This window comes from Fontivita pretiosa, from assembly GCF_050410795.1.
GTDB classification, from domain to species: Bacteria; Planctomycetota; Phycisphaerae; order Tepidisphaerales; family Tepidisphaeraceae; genus Fontivita; species Fontivita pretiosa.
In genome coordinates this window covers 1,413,850-1,431,052 of the sequence record NZ_CP191258.1, presented here as the reverse complement: position 1 = coordinate 1,431,052, position 17,203 = coordinate 1,413,850, and the positions used below count along the sequence as shown (strand labels likewise).

Here is a 17,203-nt window from a genome sequence, read left to right as displayed (position 1 = left end):
AATCCGTGGCTTGATGCCGCTGCCCGGTCTGTGTTCAACTGTGTTCATCGGTGGTTCCAAAGTACTTCATCCACAGTGGGGCCAATCGCTGCACTTCATCGGGCGCGATCCTGGATTTATCCGACCAGATCGCCAGCCGCAGCGCATGATGCGCCGGCGATACAAGCTGCTGGGGCGGGCGAGAGGCAATCAGGGCAACCGCACGGCGCATCAGCTCGATCGCGTTCGCCGTCGCCTGCTGAAGGTTCGACGTGATCTCCTTCAGAAGCGCGAACGGATCGACCTCAGCAGCGGCCTGCGCGTGGCCGGCCTGTCCCGGGGCGGCTGGTCTGCCCCGCCAGCAATCATAGTCCGTCACCAGCGCGACCAGCGCGTAGGCGATTTCGGCCTCGCGTGCCAGCCTGGTTTCAGGCATGGCGGTCATGCCGATCAGATCGCCGCCCCACAGTCGGTGCATGAGGCTTTCGGCCCGCGTCGAGAACGCCGGCCCTTCCATCGCCACGTAGCAGCCGTGATCGTGAACCGTAAACGACGCACGATCCGGGCTGGAAGTCGCTGCCGCAGCCGGGCTGGCGGGCTGGGCGGCCGAACTGGCTGGCGCCGACCCCGAATCCCTTGCTGCCTCCAGGAGAATCCGACGCAGCACCGGGCAGAAAGGTTCAGCCATTTCCACATGCACCGCCGCCCGCTCGAAGAACGTGTTGGCCCGTTTATGCGTCTTGTCGATGATCTGGTCGGGAATCACCAGGTCTGTGGGCCGAAACTCCTCACGCAGGCTGCCCACCGCGCCCGAGGCGATGATGTGTGTGCATCCAAGCTGCTTGAGCGCGAAGATGTTGGCACGATAGGGAACCTGAGAGGGGTTGAGCAGATGCCCCGGTCCGTGGCGATTGAGAATGAAAATCGGCAGCCCGTGCCAGCTTGTTTCGATGATCGCATCGCTTGGACGCCCGAAGGGCGTGTCGATCTCATGCCGCCTGGCGTCCTGGCTGCCCTGCCCGACCAGCGCCGCTCCCAACCCGGTTCCCCCAATCAGACCGATTTTGATCTGGCTCATGGAAACAAGTTGTCATTGGCAGCCGCCGGGATGTCAATGTTTGATTGTTCCCGCCGATCTTGAGCGGCGGCAGCCGCTACGTGCCCGGATTTGAGACGGATCCGATCAGTCTCCCGGGCCTGATCCGCGGTCCACATGCCACAGCACGATATTGCGCACCAGGCTGATGGCGCTGCCTGGAGCGTAGCCTTCCAGCCCGGCGGTGGAATAGCCGACCAGCCCGCCGCTGAGATCTTCGGGGGAGATGATGGCGATGATCCGCCCGTCGATGCTGGCGGCCCGCAGGCGCGGGATCGGCACCAGATCCAGATTGCTTTCGCGGCGACGGAAGCGGACGCGATCGATCTCCTCGCCGCCCAGGGATTTCATGTGATAGATCGGATGATCCAGCGGCAAAGGCTCGATCGTCACGTGGTAGGGGTATAGTTCGCGCAGCAGCGGCTCGAAGGACGCGGCGGCCTCGGGCGAACCGCCAGCCGCGTCAAAAAGCAGCAACCCGCCACCGTCGATGTACTGACGCAGCCTGGCCTTGTCGGATTCATCGAACTGAAGCGATCGCGTGTCGGTGATGTGGGCCAGCCGATGCGCCGCGGCATCGGCAACAAAAACCGGATCGACCTGAAGCTCGATGCCGTTGCGGTTGGCCAGCAGGTTGGCCAGTCGCACCCAGCCTGCCGGTTCGGGATCCCAGTTGCCCGTGTGTCGCAGGCGTGCGATGCGCAGGCTGCGTGTGGGTCGCGGCGCAAGCGGGTCGCGGTCGATCCAGGTGTCCTCGCCCTTGTAGCGCGGGTTGGCGCGGTCGGTCACGTACAGGTGGAGGTTGGCCAGCGTGGCGTAGGCGCTGTTGCGCGGGAGGAACGCGCCGCCGGCGCTGTGCCACTTCCACGACATGTCGCCGCTGGGATACAGTACGATCAACTCTCGCAGGCCGTTGTTCACGCCGCGGAGGTTGGTCTGATCCGTGCCGCGCGTGACGGGGAAGTTGGCGGTGTAAGCGGGGTGATTCGCCGGCAGGTCGCGCATCGGATACGCCGGGTACAGCTCCGCCGCCAGTTCCATGATCGAGCGCGCAAACGCATCTCCGCTCCCTTCGTTGACGCACACGAGCAATCCGCCCTGATCGATGTAATCCTTGAGCCTGGCCTTTTGCGTCCGATCCAGCACAAGGGGACGATCCGAGGCGACATAAAGCAGTGGCGACTGGCGCAGCTCCTGGGGCGTGTGGTCGATCGAGACGACCTGCCAGTTGACATGCCGTTCGCTGGCGCGGCGCATGAAGCGGGTAAAGCCCCAGGCGTCGCGCGGTCGGTTGTTCCATCGCCCGTTGAATTGAAGTTTCTGCAACACGATCGGCGCTCGCCCGCGCGACAGAAACAACAGCGCGTAGGCCGTATCGGTCTGCTCGTGATTCGATCCCTGCCAGGATCCGTCCGAAGCCTGGGTTCGGATGAGAAACTCGGCTCCTTCGTCGAACCACTTGTGCTGGCCGAAACGTGTCAGCCCGCTGGCCTCGCCGACGCGCTCGTAGGCGAAGAGCATGTAGTGAACCTGTGTGCCGGACGGCTGCGCCAGCTCGCCCAGGATGTTCAGAAGCGAGCGGTCGCGTTGTCGCTGCTCGCCGGGAAGGATGTCGCGTCCGACATTCAGATCCGCGGCGAAGTTGTCGCCCAGCCACTTCATGGCGCGTTCCAGCGGTTCGTTGGTGACGGATTGGTTAAGGTTCTGAGCCTGACGCGCGTGAAGGTAGTCGTTGGTGATGTAGAGGGTTGCGGCGGCGGCGGCGGTCATCGAGGCGTAGCTGCGGCGCCGACCGGGCATGTACGCCCACCCGCCGTCCTCGCATTGTCCGGCCAGCCAGCCATCCTCCACCTGCTTCCAGTAGGCTCGGGGGACTTCCAGGCCTGCGTCGGCGGCGTACCACACGCCCAGCACGCCGTACTGGCTGTTGGAGTAATCTCCGCCCAGCCCGGTTCCGCCGACGTTGTAGTCGTACATCCCGCGGCGATCGACGCTCCGCCCGTCGCGGGCGCGCGACGGGCCCTGAATCATCGCATCCAGCAGCCAGCGCAGATCGGCGCGCAGCTCGCTTTGCCGCAACTGCTCGGGCAGCGATGCCCACACGCAGGCGCGCAACGCGATCGAATAGGTGGCGTGATGCGTCTTTTCCGGCTGGACTTTTTTCAGGAACGCGATGGCCCGCTGGATCGCCGCCGACTGGTGCGATTCCCCGCAGCTCAGAAGCGCCAGCGTCACCAGCGCCGTGTTGCCGCCTTCCTCGTCGGTCGCCTTGCCCATGCCCCAGCTTCCGTCGGGGTTCTGCTGGGACAGCAGGAACCTGACGCCCCGGCGAAGCGCCTGCTCGCTGCGGCGAGCCAGATCCGTCCGCCAGATATCGGAAACGGCGATGTCCCAGTCGGCCGATGGGGCAGTTGCGGGTGGCGCCGCCCGGGTCGCGGGCAGCGCCATCGCGATGATGCACAGATGCGGGATGACGAATCGAGATACTTGCATGGTGCATCAACTGACTTGCAAACATCCGATCTTCGGCGCCGAGCGCGTTTCACATGCCGCATCACTCGGATGGGGTTGTCGGCGGTTGGGGCGGGCCGTTGGCCGGCGAATCCGGGCCCTTGCGTCGCCGCGGCGGGGGACGACGCCCCTGTTTCACCTGCTCGTCGATCTGCGCCTTGCGTCGAAGAATGTGGTGATAGTGCTGCGCGAAACGGTGCGCCTCGTCACGCAGGTACTGGAGCATCTTCAACGCCGGATTGTTCCGCGCCAGACGCAGCGGTTCCGTCTGGCCCTGCACGTAGATCAGTTCCTGCTTCTTGGCCAGCGAGATCACCATCGGGGGCCTGAAGTCCATGGTTTTGAACACGTCCATGGCGGCGTGGAGCTGACCCAGCCCGCCATCGATCAGGATCACATCCGGGTACAGCTCGTTGTTGGCCCCGGCCTCGCGATAGCGCCGCCAGACCACTTCCTGAATGCTCAGATAATCGTTGTTGCCCTGTGCGTGGCGGATTTTGTAGCGGCGGTAGGCATCCTTGAACGGCACGCCATCGATGAAGGTGACTTTGGATCCGACCATCTCGCCGCCCTGAAGATGGGCGATATCAATGGCCTCGAGGATTCTGGGCGGCTCGGGCAGCCCCAGTGCCTGTTGCAGCGCGGCGACGCCCTGCTGGGGGTTGTGGATGAACGCCTCGGGTTGCCAGAACTGCTGTTCGCCCTTGCGTGCGCGATGCCCCAGGGCCTGAAGCGCGCGGATCTCGTCGCGGATTCTGGCCGCCTGCTCGAAACGCAGCTCCGCCGCCGCCTGATTCATCTCCTTCTCCAGGTCGCGCAGGATGGACTTTCGTTCGCCGTCGAGAAACCTGATCAGACGTCGAATGTCCTGGTTGTAACTCTCGCGGGAGACCTTGTCAGCGCACGGCGCCGTGCATTGCTTGATCGCATAAAGCAGGCACGGACGGAAGAACCGGCGAGAAGGGTCGTCCTCCCGGATATCCAGATGACACGTGCGGAAGCGGAAGGCCTTCTGAAGATGCGTGACCGCGTCCTTGAGCGCGTTGACGCTGGTGAACGGCCCATAGAGCTTTACTCCCTGCGTGCGCGGCTCGCGGGTGACGTATACGCCGGGGTAGTCTTCGCCGGTCGTCACCATCAGATACGGATAAGTCTTGTCGTCCAGCAGCCGGGCGTTGTACTTCGGCTGGATGTCTTTGATCAACCGGTTCTCGGCCAGTAGCGCCTCGACTTCGGAATCGGTTTGGATGATGTCGAAATCGACGACTTCCTCGAGCAGCCCGGCCTTCTTGTACTCCAGCTTCGTCGAAGCCTGGAAGTAGGAGCAGACGCGATCGCGCAGGCAGGCGGATTTGCCGATATAGATCACCCGCCCGCGGTCGTCTTTCATCAGATAGACGCCCGGAGCTTTGGGCAGGGCTTTGGCCTTTTCGGCAAGCTTGACGATGCGCTCGTCCATGGCTGCCAACATGATATTCCGGCGATCGGAGGAAATCGGCCAGGTTCAGCTCCTGCGGGGCGCGATTGTTCGTGGTTCTGTCGTTGTCGGTCTACAACAGGGCCTTGAGAATGCTGACGAACAGCCCGACGATTCCGAGCAGGATCGAGAAGATGCTGAGGATTCCGCCTCGAACGCGCGGGGAGGCGGCCATCACAAAGCCGATGATCCCCAGGAAGATCGCCGCCAGCGACAGAAAAAACCCCAGCAGGGGGTTGACGAAGAAGGAACCGATCGCCGCCACGATGGACAGCGTTGCCGCCAGACCGATCCGTGCATTCATGCGTTGCTCCGGTGTGTCGCAGATGCGACGCTGCTGATACGGAAAGCGGCCGGTTTTCCGCGGCGGCGAGCCTGTTGCCCTGGGCAAAATCCGCTGGTCATTTGTCGTACCCTCTGGGGTGTTTCTGGAACCAGTTCCACGCCGAGCGGATGATGGTTTCCGGGTCTTTGTAGCGGGCTTCCCAACCGAGCAGTTGCTTGGCGCGGGTGGGGTCGGCCCACAGTGCCACCGCGTCCCCGGCACGCCGCGGACCGTACTCCACCGGCACTTTTCGACCGGTCACTTTCTCCACCGTAGCAATGATTTGCTTAACCGAGAACCCCGATCCTGTCCCCAGATTGCAGAAGATCGACTGCCCGGGCGAAAGCTTCTCCATCGCCTTGATGTGCGCGTCGGCCAGATCCTCCACATGGATGTAGTCCCGGATGTTGGTGCCATCCGGCGTGGGGTAGTCGGTGCCGAAGACGGTGACCTTCGGGCGGACGCCCAGCACGGCCTGAAGCACCACCGGGATCAGGTGCGTTTCGGGGTCATGATCTTCCCCGAGTGTGCCATCCATGGCGCAGCCGCTGGCATTGAAGTACCGCAGCGAGGCGAAGCAGAACTGCCTGTCGGCCACCAGGTAGTCCTTGAGGATCTGCTCGACCATCAGTTTGCTTCGTCCGTATGGGGAAACCGGAGCCTGTTTTTCGTCTTCGGTGATGGGGACTTTTTCCGGGTCGCCGTAGGTGGCGCAGGTGCTGGAGAAGACGAACCGCTTGACCCCTGCGTCGCGCATCGACTCCAGCACGCTGATGGTTGTGGCGACGTTGTTGCGGTAGTACTCCAGTGGCTTTTCGACCGATTCCCCAACGTAGGCGTAGGCGGCGAAATGCATCACGGTGTCGATCCGGTAGTCGCGCAGGGTGCGGATGAGCGTTGGCTTGTCGTCCAGATCCGCCCAGACCGCCGGGACCCTGAGGATTTCCGCCACCACCTTGTGTCCGCGGGAGGCGTTGTCGTAGATCACCGGCGTGTGCCCGGTCTGCTTGAGCAGTTTGACGGTGTGCGATCCGATGTATCCGGCCCCGCCGGCCACCAGTACGTTCATGGGGTTTAATGCTCCTGTAAACGGTCGATCCGCGCAGTATACGGCGGACGCCCCCCGCGCCAAACCCGAAAAGGGGTCGGGAGTCTTTTCCGCATGGCAGAAAACACTCCCGACCCCTTTTTCAAAACTCCGCGTTGCCCGGCGTGCGCGGGAAGGGTATCACGTCCCGCACGTTGGCCATGCCGGTGGCGTACATGATCGTCCGCTCGAAGCCCAGGCCAAAGCCCGCGTGCGGAACCGTCCCGTAGCGCCGCAGGTCGCGATACCACCAGTACGCATCCTTGTCCAGGTGCAGCTCATCCATCCGGCGGTCCAGCACGTCCAGCCTTTCCTCGCGCTGGCTGCCCCCGATGATCTCCCCAATCCCAGGCGCCAACACATCCATCGCCGCCACCGTTCGCTCGTCGTCGTTCAGCCGCATGTAAAACGCCTTGATCTGCTTGGGATAGTTCATCACGACGACCGGCCGGCCGAACAGCTCCTCGGTCAGATATCGCTCGTGCTCGGTCTGGAGATCCACGCCCCATTTCACCGGGAACTCGAACTTCCGACCGCTCTTCTCCAGCGCTGCGATCGCGTCGGTGTAGCTGATTCGCTCGAAGCTGGAGTCGATGAACTTCTCCAGCCGCTGGATGCAATTCTTGTCGATGCGGTCGGCGAAGAACTTCATGTCGTCGGCGCGTTCCTCCAGCAATGCCCGGAAGATGTATTTGAGGAACGCCTCGGCCAGGTCCGCATCGGCCTTGAGGTCGGCGAAAGCGATCTCCGGTTCGATCATCCAGAACTCGGCCAGATGTCGCGGCGTGTTGGAGTTTTCCGCGCGGAAGGTCGGACCAAAGGTGTACACCTTGCTCATCGCCAGGCAGTATGCTTCGACCTCCAGTTGCCCCGAGACGGTCAGGTTGGCCGGTTTGCCGAAAAAGTCCCTGGAGTAGTCGATCTTTCCATCGGGCGTGCGCGGCAGGTTGGCCAGATCCAGCGTGCTGACCTTGAACATCTGCCCGGCTCCCTCGCAGTCCGAGCAGGTGATGATCGGCGTGTGGATCCAGTAGAAGCCGCGCTCGTGGAAGAAGCGGTGGATCGCCATGCTCAACGTGTGCCGCACGCGCGTCACGGCGCCGAAGGTGTTGGTCCGCGGGCGAAGGTGCGCCACCTGCCGCAGATACTCGAACGTATGATGCTTCGGCTGGATCGGATACGTGTCCGGATCATCCACCATGCCCACGACCTGCACCCGGCTGGCCTGGATTTCATAGGCCTGCCCCTTGCCCGGCGACTGCACCAGCGTTCCGGTGGTGATCACCGAAGCGCCGCTGGTCAGGCGCAGAATCTCGGCGTTGTAGTTCGGCAGGGTGTTCGGCGCCACGACCTGGATCGAATCCAGACATGAACCGTCATTGATCGTCAGAAAAGAAAACCCGCCCTTGGAGTCCCGCCGCGTGCGGATCCACCCTTTTACCGTCACTTCAGACCCGACGGGCACTTTTCCTCGCAGCGCTTCGGCGACACAGACATCGGCCATGGTGTTGGTCCTCTCTACTTCATCGCGATCCGATCCCTCGCCCCATCCTTCGCATCAGCGGTCGGATTATCAACGACGAACCACGCCCCGGGCAACAAGCCGAGGCTTCACTGCGTGGGTTGGCCGCCCCGTATCACGAGCGGGACCCTCCGTGACACGTCCGAGCCAATTGTGGCATGGTCGTCCCGGCCATGCGCGGTGCACTCGAATTCGAAAGTCCGAGCTTCGGGCTCTTCATCACTCCATGCTACTCAAGACGGGCGAGGGACACGGACGAAACCCACGTGCGTTTCGTCTTATGATTCCATGATTTTCCTCGACGGTCGATCCGGCGATCGTTAGCATCACTGGTGCACGTCTGTAACTCAGCTCTCCGTCGCGGACCCAGGGGTATTGATATGAGCGACACAGGCGAACAGGGTCAGACCCGCCCGCACGAGCCAGGCGCCGCGGCATACAACACGCTGGAGCTGCAAAAGGCGCGCGATCTGGTCGAGGCGATGCGCGACGACTGCATCGGCGAGTACCGGATCCTCCGCAAGATCAAACAGGGCGGGATGGGCGTGGTCTACGAGGCCGAGCACCGACGCCTGGGGCAACGCGTCGCCCTGAAGCTGATCCGCCCGGGGTTGGTGTCCGACGAGATGCTCCGCCGCTTCGAGTACGAAGCCAAGCTTCTGGCGCGGCTGGAACATCCGGGGATCGCGCGGGTTTACCACGCGGGCATTCACGACGACGGCGGCGGCGCCGGGCCACGGCCCTATTTCGCGATGGAGTTCGTCCATGGCCAGCCGCTGGACGACTACCTCGCCCAACACCAGGCCAACGACCCGCTCACACTCCGCCAGCGCGTCGAGCTGCTGCTGGCGATCTGCCAGGCGGTCGAGCACGCCCACAGCCGCGGCATCGTCCACCGTGATCTGAAGCCCGACAACATCCTGATCACCCCCGACGGCCGGCCGAAGATCATCGACTTCGGCGTTGCCCGGGCGATCGAAGCCGACGCGCTGGCGGTCGCGTCGCTGCACACCCGAACCGGCGCGCTGGTCGGAACGGTGCAGTACATGGCCCCCGAGCAGGTGCGCGGAAAGGTGGACGAGCTGGATCATGCCACCGACGTATACGCGCTGGGCGTGGTCGGATTCGAGCTTCTGACCGGGCGGATGCCATACACGGTACACGATCTGCCGCTGCCGGAAGTCGCACGCGTGATCTGCGAGGAGGAACCCAGCCGCCTGAGCAGCATCAACAGAAGTCTGCGCGGCGATGTCGAGACCATCGTGGGCAAGGCGCTGGACAAGGACAAGAGCCGGCGCTATCCCACCGCAGGCGCGATGGCCGCCGATGTCCAACGCTATCTAGACTACGAGCCGATCACCGCGCGCCCGCCGAGCACCTGGTACAACCTGCGGAAATTCGCCAGGCGTAACAAGGCGCTGGTGGGCATGGTAACGGCGATCCTGTGTATTGCGGTGGGCGCGGCGGCGGGGATGACCGCGCTGGCGGTCAGCGCCTTGCGGGCGCGCGATCAGGCGCGGCGCGAGGCGGGCAGGTCCGGTGCACTCACCCAGTTCATGATCCAGGCGCTGAGCAGCGCAGATCCCGAACAAGGCGGCGGGCAGCATGTGACGATCGCCCAGGCGCTGGGCGCCGCCAGCCAGCGCATCGTCCCCATGCTCGGCGGCGATCCGCTGCTGGAGGCGGCCGCACGCGAGGCGATCGGGCAGTCCTTTCACGGACTGGGGATCTTCGCAGATGCCGATAGCCACATGCAGCAGGTGCTGCGATTGCGGCGGATGCACCTGGGCGAGGATGATCCCGCGACACGCGCGGCCCTGAACAATCTGGCTGTCCTTCGCGACGACCAGGGTCGGCTGGATGAATCCGAACAGCTCTATCGTCAACTTCTGGCCAGCTATGCCCGTCCGCCGGCGCCGCAGGTCGCGGACACGGCTCGTGCGATGAGCAACTTCTCCTCGGTGCTTCAGCGGCTGGGAAAGCTCGACGAAGCCGAGCAGATGGCGCGGGAGGCGGTCGAGCAGAGCGACTCGGCACTGAGCAGGGAAGATCGCGAGTCGATCCGTTATCTGCAGAACCTGGCGACCGTGCTCATAGCTCAGGAGAAGCTGGCGGCGGCCGAGAGCGTCCTCCGTCGAGCACTGACCTTGGCGCAAACCCATCTGTCGCCGGATGACACAGTGGCGCTGACGATCGAGATCAATCTCGGGGCGGTCTTGCAGCAGCAGCGCAAGTTCGACGACGCCGAAGGGTTTCTTGGCCGCGCTTATGAGGGTCGTCGCCAGTGCCTCGGCGAATCGCACCGCGATACGCTCGGGGCGCAGCTTCGCTACGCGGGTTTCCTCCTGGAGCGCGGCGACGTGAGCGAAGCCGAAGCCAAGCTGCGCGATCTGCTCGCGGCCGCCTCGGCCAGACTCGGACCACAGGATTCCATTGTCATCGCCGCGAGGCAGAACCTGGCTCGCGCGGCACAGTTGCTCGGCAAGCTGGACGAGGCCGAGCAGCTCTGCCGGCAGGCGATTTCCGCATCGCAGGCGAACAGCGGCGCGCCCAATCTCGATACCTTTACGTTGATGTCGCACCTGGCGCGCGTTCTGGGCGCGCGGGGCAGATTCGATGAGGCCGAGCCGTTGGTCCGGCAGGTGTTCGAGGGCCGGATGCGCCTGCTCGGCGCTGAACATGCTGATACGATTCGCGCCGGAGTTGATTGGGGAAGCCTGCTGATCCGAAGGGGCTTATACACCGAAGCCCAGGAGGTTCTGCGCGCGACGCACGCGACAGTGCGGCGCGCTGCCGGCACGCCGCCGGCGCTGGCGGCGGTGTGCGCCGCCGAGCTCGGACGCGCCATGCTCAAGCTCGGTAACTATGGCGAGGCGGAACCGCTTCTGCTCGATGCCTTCGAGCGGTTGAGCAACGCCTGGCCGGGCAATCCGAACCTGTGGCGAATCGCCGACGCGTTGGCGAATCTGTACACCGAGACGGATCGCGCCGCCGACGCGCAGCGTTGGCGTGCCAGGGCAGGGGAGTTGGAGACGACGACCCGGCCCTTGTCGGCCACAGCCGCATCTCGGCCCGACACCACCATGTCACGCTGACCATCACACACGCCGAGCCCGTTGAGATCGCTGCCCTGTTGAGGGCAGGCGCGGGGAGCGCTGTCAGCAGACCGTGCTTGCCGACCTACCGGTTTGCGGTGCCGGACAGTGCCGGCCCAAAGGAGATTGACCATGCTGCACCACATTCCGTTTCGCACCGCGTTTTCGTCTGCGGCTTGTGGCGTTGGCCGGTGGATCCGACCACGCAGGGCAGCGCTGCTGACGGGCATCGCGCTTGCGATTGCCGCCGCGGCCGCACCGTCCCGGGCGCAACCCGTCGGCGGGCGGAAGGTCGCCCACGAGCGCGTGCTGGCCCACAGCACCGACGTCTACCAGATCCGGCTGGTCGGCGGCGAGAGGACCCGGATCATTGTTGATGGAGATGGTGACACCGACCTGGATCTGTTCATTTACGACGAGTTCAACAACCTCGTCGCTTCGGATGTGGGTGACACCGACTACTGCGTCTGTGACATCACCCCGAAATGGACTGGTCCGTTTACGATCAGGATCAGGAACTGGGGATCGGTGTACAACCGCTATCTGCTCACGGCCGAGTGAGCCATCCGCCCGGCGGAAGATTCATGCGAGCCAGGCCCTCTCCCGTCGCCGGGAGAGGGCCTGGCCGTTTATGGACAAAGCACGGTGTTACAGCTTCAACGTCGCGCCGGTCAGCTTCTGATAGGCTTCCAGGTATCTTCGCTTGGTCCCTTCGATCACCTCGAAGGGCAGCTTGGGCGCCGGCGGGGTCTTGTCCCAGTCACGGCTTTCCAGCCAGTTGCGGACATACTGCTTGTCAAAGCTGGGTTGATCGTGGCCGGGTTCGTACTCGTCGGCGGGCCAGAAGCGGCTGCTGTCGGGGGTGAGGATCTCGTCGATGAGGATCACCCTGCCGTCGGGAAGCTGCCCGAACTCGAACTTGGTGTCGGCGATGATCACGCCTCGGGCCAGGGCATATTCCATCGCCTGCGTGTAGATGCGAAGCGTTTTTTCGCGCAGCTCATCGGCCAGCCCCGCGCCTACCCGCGCGATCATCTCCTCGTAGCTGATGTTGATGTCGTGTCCGGTCTGTTCCTTGGTGGCCGGGGTGAAGATCGGCGCCGGCAGGCGGTCGCATTGCCGCAGTTTCGGGGGCAGCTTGATTCCGCAGACCGTCTGCGTGCGGGAGTATTCTTTCCATCCCGAGCCGGCCAGGTATCCCCGGGCCACGCACTCGATCGGAATGACCTTACACTTTTTCACCAGCATGGATCGGCCACGAAGCTGATCCTTGTACGGCTGAAGTGCCTGCGGGAAGGTTCTGACGTCGGTGGAGATCAGGTGGTGCTCGATCTCGCGCTCGAAGTGCCGGAACCAGAAGACACTCAAGGCCGTGAGGATCTTGCCCTTGCCGGGGATCGGGTCTGGCAGCACCACGTCAAAGGCGCTGATGCGATCGGTGGCCACGATCAGCAACTGATCGCCCAGATCGTAAACATCGCGCACCTTTCCGTGTCGAACGGGAAACGGCAGATTGGATTGAAGCATCGCCTCCATCGTGCGGAAAATGTACGCGAATCGGGGAAAAAACGGAAGTGCCCATTATCGGTCAACAGGGCAAGGGCATTCAGGTCGCGGGGCGAGGGCTAAGCGCCAATCATGACACGAGTTGCCGCATTCGGCGCCGTGATGCTCCACGTTGGCCGCGAGGGTTGCTTCAGTTGCGGCCCGGGGGTGATTCACCTTCCCGAGGCGACGTTGGCTTCATTGGCGGCGGCGTCGATGGCTTTGACGATCCGCTCCTGAAGCACCTTCGCCGAGGCGTAGTCGTAGACCTCGTTCATGAGGATCGAGAAGGCGTACCAGTTGTCGTCGCGCGCCCGGAGATAGCCGCTGAGCGAGGCCACGCCGCGGACGTAGCCGCTCTTGCCGAACACGCGTCCGCGCAGGTCCGAGTCCCGGAAGCGGTCCTCGAAAGTGCCGTCGATGCCGGCCACCGCAAGGCTGTTCAGGAACACCTCCCGATCCCGGTCGTGGAACTTATGCTCCAGGACGCGCGCGATCGCATTGGGGCTGATCATGTTCTTTTTCGACAGTCCGCAGCCGTCGTCGATGGTGAACTCATCGCGATTGACTCCCAGCGATTCCAGGAACGCGCCCATCGCCGCCGTGCCATTGTCCCACGAGCCGGTCAGTCCGGTGGCGGCGGCGCCCAGTCGCTTGCACAGCGCCTCGGCGTAGAGGTTCATGCTGTCCTTGTTGGCCCGCGCCAGCACGGTCGCCAGCGGCGTGGCATGCACGGCCAGGGGGATCCATCGGTCGGCGGATTGAGTGGCCGGGCCAACGCCCGGGGCATGCCCGGGGCCGGGGTTCAGCATCGCCTGGCGAATCGTGCGATCCCGCTCCACGGACCCGGCCACGCCGACCCCCGCGCGCACGAGCGTCTCGGCCAGCACCGTGCCGGCGTACATCGGCGGATCGTGAATCGTCACGGAGATCGGCTCGACGTTGTTGGCGTTAGTCTCGCCGCGCAGCACCACGTCGTTGGATCCGCGCTGCCGCGACAGCCACACCGCGTTTTTCGATCCCTGAACGCAGGCGTTGCGCACCGAGATGTATCGTGTATCCGGCGGATTGGTGCGGTAATCCACGATCTGCCCGTACCCACCGATGCGAAGGTAAAAATCGACGCAGTTGGCGTTGAGGTTGATCCCCCCGACCTGCGCGACGTAACGCTTGTGCTCCTGCTCCGGCGGCCAGCTTGGGTGCGCGAACGTCACGTCGAAGATGCTGTCATCGACGTAGAGATTGCGTATCCGCTGCACGCCTCGCTGCTGGAGCATTCCGGCCCAGGTCTTGAAGACAGTATCGACGTCCCAGCCGAGCTTGCGGAGCATTTCCGCGTCGCCGAGGGTGGGGTCGCCGTCGCCGATGATCGCCAAATCGGTCGCGCCGGCCTCCTGACGTATCGCCAGAACCGTGCGGAAGGCAAAGTCGGACCCGAGCTTCTCCAGAGCGGCGGCGGTGGTGACCAGCTTGAGGTTGCTGGCCGGGATGCGCGGCACCGACGACCTGTACTGATAGATCGTGCGCGATTCGCCGGGGGAATTGCCCAGGCGGATGATCTGGATGCCCAGCTCGCCCCTGGCCAGGAGCTTATCCGCCAGCACCGCCCGGATCTGCTCATCCAGCTCGGCGCATGCGGGTCGGACAACTGTCCCCAGAAACAGCACAAACGAGGCAAGCCATGGAAGGAATCGGAACGACTGTTTCATCCGTGAAACCTCGAAACCTCGCCAACACTTCCCAACAGCGCGGGTGCTTCCGATACGTGCGCCAAGCCTATCGACTCGCGAGAAAACAGCAAGGCGAAGTGGCGCGTTTTGAACCGGCGGGGACGCGATCGCATGTTCGCCCGCGGGCTGATCGCCGGCACAGGCGGGACGCCTGTGGCACACGCGCGACCTTCCTGTTCACCAGCGCAGAGAAACTGCCGGGCAGGATCGTATAATCGAGCGGCTCGGCGTGATGTCCGCAGCCGATCCTGAACCCGATCAAGCCGTGCCGGAGGTTCGCAAATGCCGTTGTTCCAGGTCGTCTCGCCGTTCCAGCCTCAGGGCGATCAGCCCCAGGCCATCGACCGGCTCGTCGAAGGCATCCGCCAGGGCAAGAAGTTTCAGACCCTGATGGGTGTGACCGGCTCGGGCAAGACGTTCACGATGGCCAATGTCATCGCGCGGGTGCAGAAGCCGACGCTGGTGATCAGCCACAACAAGACGCTGGCGGCGCAGCTTTACGAGGAGTTCAAGGAGCTGTTTCCACACAACGCGGTGGGATATTTCGTCAGCTACTACGATTACTACCAGCCCGAGGCGTACATCCCGCAGCGCGACATCTACATCGAGAAGGACGCATCGCGAAACGACGACCTGGACCGACTGCGGCTCAGCGCCACCAGCAATCTGGTCAGCCGCCCGGATGTGCTGCTGGTGGCGTCGGTGTCGTGCATCTTCGGGCTGGGCTCGCCGGTGGACTACAAGCGCAGCGTTCTGCCGATCCGCACAGGCGCCCAGACCGACCGCGATGAGATGCTGCGAAAACTGATCGACCTCCAGTACGCGCGAAACGACATGGACTTCAAGCGAGGCACGTTCCGCGTCCGCGGAGACGTGGTCGAGCTGCACCCCAGCTACGAGGAGTTCGCGTATCGCATCGAGTTCTTCGGCGACGAGATCACCGCCATCGACGTGATCAACCCGCTTACCGGCGAGCTTCTGCGCAGTGAAGAGCAGGTGTTCATCTACCCGGCGGTGCACTACGTGATGCCCGAAGACCGGATCCAGGCCGCCGTGCAGTCGATCCGCGAGGAGCTGGACCAGCGCGTGATGCAGCTTCGCGGGCAGGGCAAGCTGCTGGAGGCGCAGCGCCTGCTGGCCAGAACCAAATACGACATCGAGATGATTCTGGAGGTCGGCTATTGCTCGGGGATCGAGAACTACAGCCGGCACCTTGACGGCCGAAAGCCCGGCGAAAAACCGTACACGCTGATCGACTATTTCCCGAAGGACTATCTGCTGATCATCGACGAGTCGCACGTGACGATTCCACAGTTGCGTGCGATGTTCAACGGGGACCGCAACCGCAAGGAGGTGCTCGTCGAGCATGGTTTCCGGCTGCCCAGCGCGCTGGACAACCGCCCGCTGCGGTTTGAAGAGTTCGAGCAGATGTGGAATCAGGTGATCTTCGTTTCCGCCACGCCGGGAAAGTACGAGCTGGAAAAGTGCGGCGGGGAGGTGGTCGAGCAGATCATCCGCCCGACGGGGCTGGTGGATCCGGAAATCGTGGTCCATCCGGCACAGGGGCAGGTGCCGCACCTGCTGGAACAGATCCGGCAGCGTGCCGCGGCGGGCGAAAGGGTGCTGGTGACCACCCTGACCAAGCGGCTGGCGGAGGATCTGAGCGCCTACATCCAGGAAGCGGGGCTGCGCGGGCGGTATCTGCACAGCGAGATCGACACGCTGGAGCGCGTGGAGATCCTTCAGGACCTTCGCAAAGGCGAGTTCGACGTGCTGGTGGGGATCAACCTGCTGCGCGAGGGACTCGACCTGCCCGAGGTGTCGCTGGTGGCGATTCTGGATGCCGACAAGGCCGGTTTCCTGCGATCCGAGACCTCACTGATTCAGACGATCGGTCGCGCCGCGCGAAACGTCAATGCCCGCGTCGTGCTCTATGCCGACACGATCACGCCAGCAATGCAGCAGGCGATCGACGAGACCAACCGCCGACGCGAGCTTCAAATGAAATACAACGCCGAGCACGGCATTACCCCGCAGACCGTGCAGAAGGCCATTCGCGACGCGCTGGAATCGGAAGTCCGCGCCCGCCGGACCGTGCAGCAGGCGATCCATTCTCACGAGCAGGAGCTGGATCAGGCGGAATTGATCAGGCTGCTGGAGGAGGAGATGCTCCAGGCGGCGCAGAACCTGGAATTCGAGCGGGCGGCACAACTTCGCGACAAGATCAACGAGCTGAAGGGAGCGCCGGTGATCCGCAGCGGCTCGGCCGCGTTCAACCCCACCGACGATCGACCCGACGCCCAGCCGGGCATCTGGCAACCCAGAAGCAAATCCCGCGGCAAACGTCGCGTGGCCAGGTAGTGGCATGGCCCAGGCGCACGGCCGCGGTCTGATAAGATCCAGGCGGAAGGATGAGCCATGACGAACCGAACGGTGCGATCGAAGAGCAGGCGCAGCAGCACGGCCAGGCGATTGAGGTTCTTTTTCGATCGCAACGGATATGTGCGATGGCAGAATCCGCAGCGGCTGGTGCAGGAGAAGCGGAAACGCACGTACAAAAAGGGGGATGAGGTGCGGCTGGTGGCGCGGTCGATCGACGAACTCGAGACGATCATCCGGCTGCTGGAGCGGGAGGGGTTCAAACCGGGACGTCCGTTCGAGAAGGCCAACCAGTGGGCGCTGCCGATCTACGGCCGGCAGGAGGTGGCGCGCTTTCTGAAGCTGATCGGTGTGTCGGGTTGAGCGGCGGGGGATGTGCCAGGATTTCCGGGCGCGCAGCCCGCCTGGGTCGCGGGTGTCGGCGCCGCGCGAGCGATCAGCCGACGGGCTTGGACGA

General features: G+C 63.8%; 12 protein-coding genes. 4 read left to right on the top strand and 8 right to left on the bottom strand.

The annotated features are described in order from the left end of the window. Positions 1-34: 34 nt before the first annotated feature. The 6 genes from ACQS5P_RS05830 to asnS form a co-directional block, all read right to left on the bottom strand. Complete coding sequence (locus ACQS5P_RS05830; protein ID WP_428939964.1) at positions 35-1,057, bottom strand: MTAP family purine nucleoside phosphorylase; 1,023 nt, start codon at positions 1,055-1,057, stop codon at positions 35-37. A 105-nt stretch (positions 1,058-1,162) separates the two neighbouring features. Beyond that, on the bottom strand, positions 1,163-3,568 hold the full coding sequence (locus ACQS5P_RS05825) for a DUF4159 domain-containing protein (protein WP_428939963.1): 2,406 nt from the start codon (positions 3,566-3,568) through the stop codon (positions 1,163-1,165). 61 nt (positions 3,569-3,629) lie between these two features. Then, positions 3,630-5,045, bottom strand: a complete 1,416-nt coding sequence (locus ACQS5P_RS05820; protein ID WP_428939962.1) for an excinuclease ABC subunit UvrC — start codon at positions 5,043-5,045, stop codon at positions 3,630-3,632. Between the two features lie 91 nt (positions 5,046-5,136). Then, a complete protein-coding gene (locus ACQS5P_RS05815; protein ID WP_428939961.1) occupies positions 5,137-5,367 on the bottom strand; it encodes a hypothetical protein in 231 nt (76 codons plus the stop codon). Between the two features lie 97 nt (positions 5,368-5,464). After that, positions 5,465-6,457 (bottom strand): UDP-glucose 4-epimerase GalE, encoded by a 993-nt coding sequence (galE, locus tag ACQS5P_RS05810; RefSeq protein ID WP_428939960.1) that lies wholly within the window; start codon positions 6,455-6,457, stop codon positions 5,465-5,467. Between the two features lie 121 nt (positions 6,458-6,578). Continuing rightward, positions 6,579-7,979 (bottom strand): asparagine--tRNA ligase, encoded by a 1,401-nt coding sequence (gene asnS / locus ACQS5P_RS05805; protein ID WP_428939959.1) that lies wholly within the window; start codon positions 7,977-7,979, stop codon positions 6,579-6,581. 398 nt (positions 7,980-8,377) lie between these two features. Between asnS and ACQS5P_RS05800 the strand changes: the two genes are divergently transcribed. Beyond that, positions 8,378-11,092: a tetratricopeptide repeat protein gene (locus tag ACQS5P_RS05800; RefSeq protein ID WP_428939958.1), complete on the top strand. Its 2,715-nt coding sequence runs from the start codon at positions 8,378-8,380 to the stop codon at positions 11,090-11,092. 132 nt (positions 11,093-11,224) lie between these two features. Continuing rightward, positions 11,225-11,653, top strand: a complete 429-nt coding sequence (locus tag ACQS5P_RS05795; RefSeq protein WP_428939957.1) for a hypothetical protein — start codon at positions 11,225-11,227, stop codon at positions 11,651-11,653. 87 nt (positions 11,654-11,740) lie between these two features. Here ACQS5P_RS05795 and ACQS5P_RS05790 read toward each other — a convergent pair whose 3' ends face one another. Then, a complete protein-coding gene (locus tag ACQS5P_RS05790) occupies positions 11,741-12,628 on the bottom strand; it encodes a phosphoribosylaminoimidazolesuccinocarboxamide synthase (RefSeq protein ID WP_428939956.1) in 888 nt (295 codons plus the stop codon). Between the two features lie 182 nt (positions 12,629-12,810). Beyond that, complete coding sequence (gene dacB, locus ACQS5P_RS05785; protein ID WP_428939955.1) at positions 12,811-14,346, bottom strand: D-alanyl-D-alanine carboxypeptidase/D-alanyl-D-alanine endopeptidase; 1,536 nt, start codon at positions 14,344-14,346, stop codon at positions 12,811-12,813. Between the two features lie 303 nt (positions 14,347-14,649). Between dacB and uvrB the strand changes: the two genes are divergently transcribed. Both uvrB and ACQS5P_RS05775 read left to right on the top strand, forming a co-directional pair. Beyond that, positions 14,650-16,728, top strand: coding sequence for an excinuclease ABC subunit UvrB (gene uvrB / locus ACQS5P_RS05780; protein ID WP_428939954.1), 2,079 nt, complete (start codon positions 14,650-14,652; stop codon positions 16,726-16,728). Positions 16,729-16,785: 57 nt separating this feature from the next. Beyond that, the gene (locus tag ACQS5P_RS05775) at positions 16,786-17,109 is read left to right on the top strand and encodes a hypothetical protein (RefSeq protein WP_428939953.1); all 324 of its coding nucleotides are present in this window, start codon (positions 16,786-16,788) and stop codon (positions 17,107-17,109) included. Positions 17,110-17,203 lie beyond the last annotated feature (94 nt).

Excerpts from the sequence above, each read along its gene's own strand:
- ACQS5P_RS05790 (WP_428939956.1), bottom strand. The coding sequence starts at position 12,628 with ATGGAGGCGATGCTTCAATCCAATCTGCCGTTTCCCGTTCGACACGGA.
- ACQS5P_RS05815 (WP_428939961.1), bottom strand. The coding sequence starts at position 5,367 with ATGAATGCACGGATCGGTCTGGCGGCAACGCTGTCCATCGTGGCGGCG.
- dacB (WP_428939955.1), bottom strand. The coding sequence starts at position 14,346 with ATGAAACAGTCGTTCCGATTCCTTCCATGGCTTGCCTCGTTTGTGCTG.
- ACQS5P_RS05795 (WP_428939957.1), top strand. The coding sequence starts at position 11,225 with ATGCTGCACCACATTCCGTTTCGCACCGCGTTTTCGTCTGCGGCTTGT.
- galE (WP_428939960.1), bottom strand. The coding sequence starts at position 6,457 with ATGAACGTACTGGTGGCCGGCGGGGCCGGATACATCGGATCGCACACC.
- ACQS5P_RS05830 (WP_428939964.1), bottom strand. The coding sequence starts at position 1,057 with ATGAGCCAGATCAAAATCGGTCTGATTGGGGGAACCGGGTTGGGAGCG.
- ACQS5P_RS05825 (WP_428939963.1), bottom strand. The coding sequence starts at position 3,568 with ATGCAAGTATCTCGATTCGTCATCCCGCATCTGTGCATCATCGCGATG.
- ACQS5P_RS05775 (WP_428939953.1), top strand. The coding sequence starts at position 16,786 with ATGACGAACCGAACGGTGCGATCGAAGAGCAGGCGCAGCAGCACGGCC.
- ACQS5P_RS05800 (WP_428939958.1), top strand. The coding sequence starts at position 8,378 with ATGAGCGACACAGGCGAACAGGGTCAGACCCGCCCGCACGAGCCAGGC.
- uvrB (WP_428939954.1), top strand. The coding sequence starts at position 14,650 with ATGCCGTTGTTCCAGGTCGTCTCGCCGTTCCAGCCTCAGGGCGATCAG.
- asnS (WP_428939959.1), bottom strand. The coding sequence starts at position 7,979 with ATGGCCGATGTCTGTGTCGCCGAAGCGCTGCGAGGAAAAGTGCCCGTC.
- ACQS5P_RS05820 (WP_428939962.1), bottom strand. The coding sequence starts at position 5,045 with ATGGACGAGCGCATCGTCAAGCTTGCCGAAAAGGCCAAAGCCCTGCCC.